Origin of the sequence: Desulfofalx alkaliphila DSM 12257 (assembly GCF_000711975.1) — a bacterium.
GTDB lineage: Bacteria > Bacillota > Desulfotomaculia > Desulfotomaculales > Desulfohalotomaculaceae > Desulfofalx > Desulfofalx alkaliphila.
Genome location: NZ_JONT01000004.1, coordinates 157,945 through 164,232, shown reverse-complemented (window position 1 = coordinate 164,232; position 6,288 = coordinate 157,945). Strand labels below are relative to the sequence as shown.

Here is a 6,288-nt window from a genome sequence, read left to right as displayed (position 1 = left end):
AAAACATTTCCGTTCTGTTTTCGTTCTCAATAATTTCTTTGACTGTATCTAATATCATCTGGTTATCTTTTTCTCTTTCGCCCGTTAATCTGCTTTTTATTAACTCCATGGTTTCCGCTGATTTTCTGATTATAGGGAGTATATTTTTCATATTCCCTATTGTTATCTCTGCCTTTAATTCTTGCTTTACTGATTCGATGTTTCTCATTTTATTACCCCCCCTTTATTGTTAATACTATTATAGCATATAGATTATATAATGTCAACACTATATTATCAAAAAATAAATAAAAAAAAATGCCCCACTCATCGCGGAAAGACAAGGGGGTTGTTAGAGTAATTGACAACCAAGTGTCAACTAAATAACGCTTTTGACGACACCAACAAAAATAAAAAGCACCGCAGACCCTTGCGGTGCTTGGCTTTGATTTGGCAGGGGAGACAGGATTTGAACCCGCAGCCCTCGGTTTTGGAGACCGATGCTCTGCCAATTGAGCTACTCCCCTGTGTTTTTATTCGCAAATAACATTATATAATAGATAATCTTATTAGTAAACCCCCAATGTTTTCCACAAATAATATATTAAATTAAAAGATACCCGGTTCTAACAAGTGGTAATATTGAATATTATAGGACAAGCAGATAAAGCAAAGAAAGTAAAGGAGTGTGTTTTATGTTTAAATTTCTAAAAAGATTAATGCGTTGCAAGGTAGTAATGATAAATTTTGATGAAAAACCTCAGACCTTACGTTTTGATTACCTACAACCGATAGCACATTATAACAAAAATTCCACAGACAAGGCTTGCAAGAAGCATATTTAAAGGGTGCAGGGGCACCCTTTTATTACTTTTGAAGAAGAAAAAAGGCTTCCATCGGCGTCCAAAGGACGCAGTGTAAGCCAAGTTATTCTAAACTGGCAGGGGAGACAGGATTTGAACCCGCAGCCCTCGGTTTTGGAGACCGATGCTCTGCCAATTGAGCTACTCCCCTGTATGGTTAGTATAGTATTTTAGTCGACAAATTACATTATAAAATATTGGATTTCATTAGTCAAGGGAAAAACTTCAAAAGGATTTTATCGGTGGTCTGCGAATATAATAAAATATACTTAACTGGAGGTGTCACAATGCCAATAACCATAGGTGTGTTATACGGTGGAAAATCTGCTGAACGGGAGGTTTCCTTAAAAAGCGGAGAAGCGGTCTTTCAAGCTTTAAAATCAAAGGGTTATAAAGCAATAAAAATTGATACCGGGGATCCTAATTTCATAGAAGAAATTAAAGCCAATAACATAGATTTGGCCTTTTTGGCCCTGCATGGGACATATGGTGAGGACGGCACAATTCAAGGGTTGCTGGAATTACTGCAGATTCCGTACACCGGTTCCGGTGTGCTATCCAGTGCAGTGGCTATGGATAAAATAGCAACTAAAAAATTATTGTTATTTGACAATATTTCTACCCCTGATTTTTGTACTTATACGAAGCATTCAATTGAAAAAATGGGTTTAGAACAGGTCTGTAACGAAATTGTTGGCCGCCTATCTTTACCGGTGGTAGTGAAGGCTCCAACCCAGGGGTCTACCATTGGAATCTATTTTGTGAATAATATCGAAGAATTACCGGAGGCATTGGAAAATGCTTTAAATTATGATTCAACCATAATGGTAGAAAAGTTTATTGCCGGCACAGAGGTAACAGTGACAGTGATGGGCAATGAACAAGCTCGCGTCTTACCACAAATTGAGATAGTATCGGCCACCGGGGTTTATGATTATCATGCCAAATATACTGTTGGTATGAGCGAACACATCATTCCCCCAAGGCTTACCGATGAAGTTTTGCGGGTCACAGAAGATTTAGCGCTACGCACTTATACAACTTTGGGTTGTAGTGGGTTAGCCAGGGTAGATTTTATAATTTCACCTGAGGGTAGGGCCTATGTATTGGAAATAAACACCATACCCGGTATGACTGAAACAAGCCTGGTGCCGGATTCGGCAAGGGCAGCGGGTATTGGCTTTGCTGAACTTGTGGAAGAAATAGTTAAGTTGGCCTTTGAAAAACATAATAAGAATATAGATATTTAAGGCGACAACCTTGTCGCCTTTTTACTTAAAGGGACTGTGCAGTTTAATTTTAATTTTAAAGAAAGTGTAATAAACAGCAGGAAAAGGCGCAGTAAGCAGAGAAAAAAATAACAATTACCAAATTGGGGGTGGAGTAATGTCTACACGTTGTATTATTTGTGGTAGATTAATTAATCAAGAAGAAGATGAACCGAAAAAAAGCATGTGGGACGATGAAGATGATTTCATTCCCAAACCAAAGAAAAAAGTTTCATCCTTTTGTCAATTTTGTGAAGCCAAGCTAAGAAAGGAAGCAGATGACACCCACAAGCCCAGAAAACCCATGTAAAAGAATCTTAAAGGCCCCGATTTAGAACAGGATGTTTTAAATTGGTTGACATTGGGAAAAATGCTAGAATAAGAGACTATGGAGGTGTATTTATTGCGCGGTAAAGCATCAATATACGTAATACTGGCTTTAGTAGTAGCAGTTTTTAGCATGTCATACTGGCTTGCTAGTTTATACACAGATTGGTTATGGTTTGGAACACTGAACTACCAGTCGGTGTTTTTAACAGTACTGTTAACCGAAATGGGGCTTAGGGTGGCCATAGGCCTACTGTTTTTTGCTTTTATTTTATTTAATTTATTATTTACCAGACGCTTTTTACTGGAAAAGGTTGAAAATTTCCAGCATTTACGTAGACAACATTTGGATGAAAATGTAATTGTAATACAACAACCTCCTATTGAAGAATGGCTGGGACTGATAAATAAACGGACCGTTTTTTTATTTTTTATAATAATCAGTGCAGTACTGGCATTTATGACCAGTAGTGCATTTAGCGGTGACTGGATAACTGTACAGAAATTTTTAAATGCCACGGATTTTGGCAAAACAGACCCCATATTTAATAAAGATATTGGATTCTATGTATTTCTATTGCCTCTGTATCAGTTTATCTTATCCTTTTTAACTTGGACCACCATAGTAACTGCCTTGGTGGTGGCAGTTATATATTTCTTATCAGAGTCAATGCTTAATAATGGCCGCATTGAGTTAATTAAGTCCACACAGGCCAGAATACACCTGTCAGCACTGGCAGCATTATACTTTGTCTTTAAAGCCATTGACTTTTTCTTAAGTAGATATATGTTGCTATTTAGTGAAACCGGGGTAATATACGGCGCGGGCTATACAGATATAAACGTCAACCTGCTGGCCCTCACTGTGCTGGCTGTTTTGTCAGTTCTAACCGCCCTTGTAATTCTGGTAAACATTAGATTGCGTCGCTTTAACTTAGTAATGTATAGCGTAGTGGGTTTAATTGTAACTGCCATTATATTGACCGGGGTAGTACCCAGCTTGGTTGAGCGGTTTGTGGTGGTACCCAATCAGTTTCACCGTGAAGAACCCTATATTGCCCATAATATTGAATTTACACGGGCCGCTTATAATTTAGACAAGATTGAAGTGGCCAGTTTTCCTGCCGGCAAGCTTTTAAATGCCGATGACATCAGTAACAACAGAGCTACAGTGGACAATATTCGTCTGTGGGATTGGAAACCATTAATGCAGACCTATGCTCAGCTGCAAGAGCTACGTCTGTACTATGAGTTTGTAGACAATGATATTGATAGATATATGATTGATGGGGAAATACGGCAAGTAATGTTGTCAGCCAGGGAAATGAATATTGATAAATTGCCGGCCCAGGCTAAAACTTGGGTTAACCAGCATTTAATGTATACTCACGGTTTTGGAGTGGCCATGAGCCCGGTTAACGAAGTTACAACGGAAGGTTTGCCGGAGTTCTTTATTAAAGATATTCCACCGGTAGGTATTGATGATGTCCCCATTGAAAGACCGGAGGTTTATTTTGGTGAAAAGACGGATCAATATGTTTTTGTCAACACCAAGACTCAGGAGTTTAACTATCCCATGGGGGATCAGAACGTTTATACAAACTGGGAAGGCGATACCGGGATTAAGATAAACTCATTTTTTAGAAAGCTTGTACTGGCATATGTATTGTCAGATTATAGAATGATCTTTACCGGTGACATAACACCGGAAAGCCAGCTGTTAATGGATAGGAATATTAAGGTGCGTGTACCAAAGATTGCACCCTTCTTAAAATTTGATGACGATCCTTATATTGTCATAAGTGAAGGAAAGTTATACTGGTTGTGGGATGCCTACACATCAACCAACATGTATCCCTATTCAGAGCCTTACCAGGAGAATTTAAACTATCTAAGAAATTCGGTTAAGGCAGTGGTTGACGCCTATACCGGTTTAGTAGATTTTTATATTGCTGACCCGGATGATCCGATCATTCAGGTGTACAGTAAAATTTTCCCCGATATGTTTAAGGATCTTGACGAGATGCCTGAAGATTTACGCCGTCACATCAGATATCCCATTGATTTGTTTGCTGTGCAGGCATCTATGTATACCACTTATCATATGACTAATGCTCAGGTGTTCTATAATAAGGAAGACCGTTGGCAGCTGCCCACTGAGGTATTTGCTGGCGATGAATCTCGCATGGAACCCTATTATACAGTCATTGAGTTGCCGGACTCCGATGGGCCGGAATTTGTGCAGATCTTGCCGTTTACGCCCACTAACAGGGTAAATATGATTGGTTGGCTTGCAGGACGATCTGACGGTGATAATTATGGTCGGCTGTTAGTATACACCTTCCCCCAAGGGGAGCTGGTTTACGGGCCAATGCAAATTGAGGCCAGAATTGACCAGGACGGAGATATTTCTCAACAGTTAACACTGTGGAGTCAACGGGGTGTATCGGTAATTAGGGGCAACTTACTGGTTATACCCATTAATAATGCAATAATCTACGTTGAACCGCTCTATCTAAAGGCTGAGCAAAGCAGTATGCCAGAACTGCGCAGGGTAATAGTAGCCCATGGTGATAGGATTGTAATGGAGCCCACCTTGGAGCTGGCCTTGCAACGTCTCTTTGGAGAAGGAATTGGATCGCCCATAGATAAACCTACCTTGCCATCCGATGGGGAAGCAGGGGACCTTCCCGGTGATATCGAAAGGCCTTCAGTTATTAGCATAGATCAATTAATACAGGAAGCTGAAAGGCACTTTAATGAAGGTCAGCAAAGATTAAAAGAAGGTGACTGGGCCGGTTATGGGGAAAGCCAAAATAAATTAAGGGAAGTGCTTGAGCGGCTTAGTGAGCAAACCATATAATTTACTGAAAAATTGCCGGTTTAATACCGGCAATTTTTTTGGTAATATAGAAATAATATAGAAATAGGTTAAATATAGAAAATAATAAAAAGCTTTTGAGCGAGGTGGGTGCCATGTTATATAACTACACTGAAACAGCGGTTTTGCACTTGATAGACTCAGTATATAATGAGTTTAAAAAGAGAATACCCGGTGTATGTACCTGTGAGCGCTGCAGACAAGACGTAATGGCTATAGCATTAAATAATTTGCCACCACACTACATTGTTACAGAAACCGGAAAAATTATCACCCAAGTTAATTTTGATTTACTGGGCGGCAAGGTGCTGATTATTACTCAATTGATGAAAGCCATGGATAAGGTACACCTTAACCCAAGACATTAGTTTATTTTTAAAATATATACCAATATATGCCAATATTTACCAAGGATAATTGAGCCCCCTTACCGTATTTAATGTTTATAAAGGTAAAAGGTGGGGGTAGGGGCATGAAAAAAATAATTGTTCTCTTGCTGTTGATGGTGGCAAGTGGATTACTTATTCCTGTAATTTTAGAAAGCGGAGAACAGAAGGACCAGGCAAATGAAATTGGCACTGTTATTAAAGGTGCCGTAGAAGATACAAGTTGGATGAATGCCAAGTCAGAGCAGCAAGTAAAAGATTTGTTAAGTCAATACTTTGCCGGGGAATTGTTGGAACGGAACACAACCGCCGCATTGAATTTTATTGATTTAAGAACCGATTGGTATTGGCAAACTAATGTGGAATCAATACATATTATATATTTAAATGAAAGTAAAGCCATGGCCATAGTAACCCTTATTGATAGGGATTTAAATGATATTAACAATACCCATCGCGATAAGGCCGCCTTTTATCTGCACAATACTGTGGACGGATGGAGAATATTTGATTATAGGTATCATAAAGATTGGTAAAGGATGGTATAATAGTGATGTAAACCTGGGAAATATAATGTGAGGGTA

The 6,288-nt window shown here is 39.0% G+C and carries 6 protein-coding genes and 2 tRNA genes; 5 read left to right on the top strand and 3 right to left on the bottom strand.

Annotated elements, in window-relative coordinates; genetic code table 11:
* The 3 genes from BR02_RS0104655 to BR02_RS0104640 all read right to left on the bottom strand — a co-directional run.
* The coding region (locus BR02_RS0104655; protein WP_031514671.1) for a hypothetical protein at positions 1-208 on the bottom strand (208 nt) is incomplete at its 3' end.
* Between the two features lie 222 nt (positions 209-430).
* Positions 431-506, bottom strand: a tRNA-Trp gene (locus BR02_RS0104650).
* A 411-nt stretch (positions 507-917) separates the two neighbouring features.
* Positions 918-993: transfer RNA gene (locus BR02_RS0104640), tRNA-Trp, on the bottom strand.
* A 136-nt stretch (positions 994-1,129) separates the two neighbouring features.
* Here BR02_RS0104640 and BR02_RS0104635 point away from each other — a divergent pair.
* The 5 genes from BR02_RS0104635 (at position 1,130) to BR02_RS0104610 (ending at position 6,240) form a co-directional block, all read left to right on the top strand.
* Positions 1,130-2,092: a D-alanine--D-alanine ligase gene (locus tag BR02_RS0104635; RefSeq protein WP_031514669.1), complete on the top strand. Its 963-nt coding sequence runs from the start codon at positions 1,130-1,132 to the stop codon at positions 2,090-2,092.
* A 136-nt stretch (positions 2,093-2,228) separates the two neighbouring features.
* The gene (locus tag BR02_RS0104630) at positions 2,229-2,420 is read left to right on the top strand and encodes a hypothetical protein (protein WP_031514667.1); all 192 of its coding nucleotides are present in this window, start codon (positions 2,229-2,231) and stop codon (positions 2,418-2,420) included.
* 84 nt (positions 2,421-2,504) lie between these two features.
* A complete protein-coding gene (locus tag BR02_RS0104625) occupies positions 2,505-5,300 on the top strand; it encodes a UPF0182 family membrane protein (protein WP_337999120.1) in 2,796 nt (931 codons plus the stop codon).
* 113 nt (positions 5,301-5,413) lie between these two features.
* Positions 5,414-5,686, top strand: a complete 273-nt coding sequence (locus BR02_RS0104615; protein WP_031514663.1) for a late competence development ComFB family protein — start codon at positions 5,414-5,416, stop codon at positions 5,684-5,686.
* 104 nt (positions 5,687-5,790) lie between these two features.
* Entirely contained in the window at positions 5,791-6,240 is a 450-nt protein-coding gene (locus BR02_RS0104610) for a hypothetical protein (protein WP_031514661.1), read from the top strand.
* The last annotated feature ends 48 nt before the right edge of the window (positions 6,241-6,288 follow it).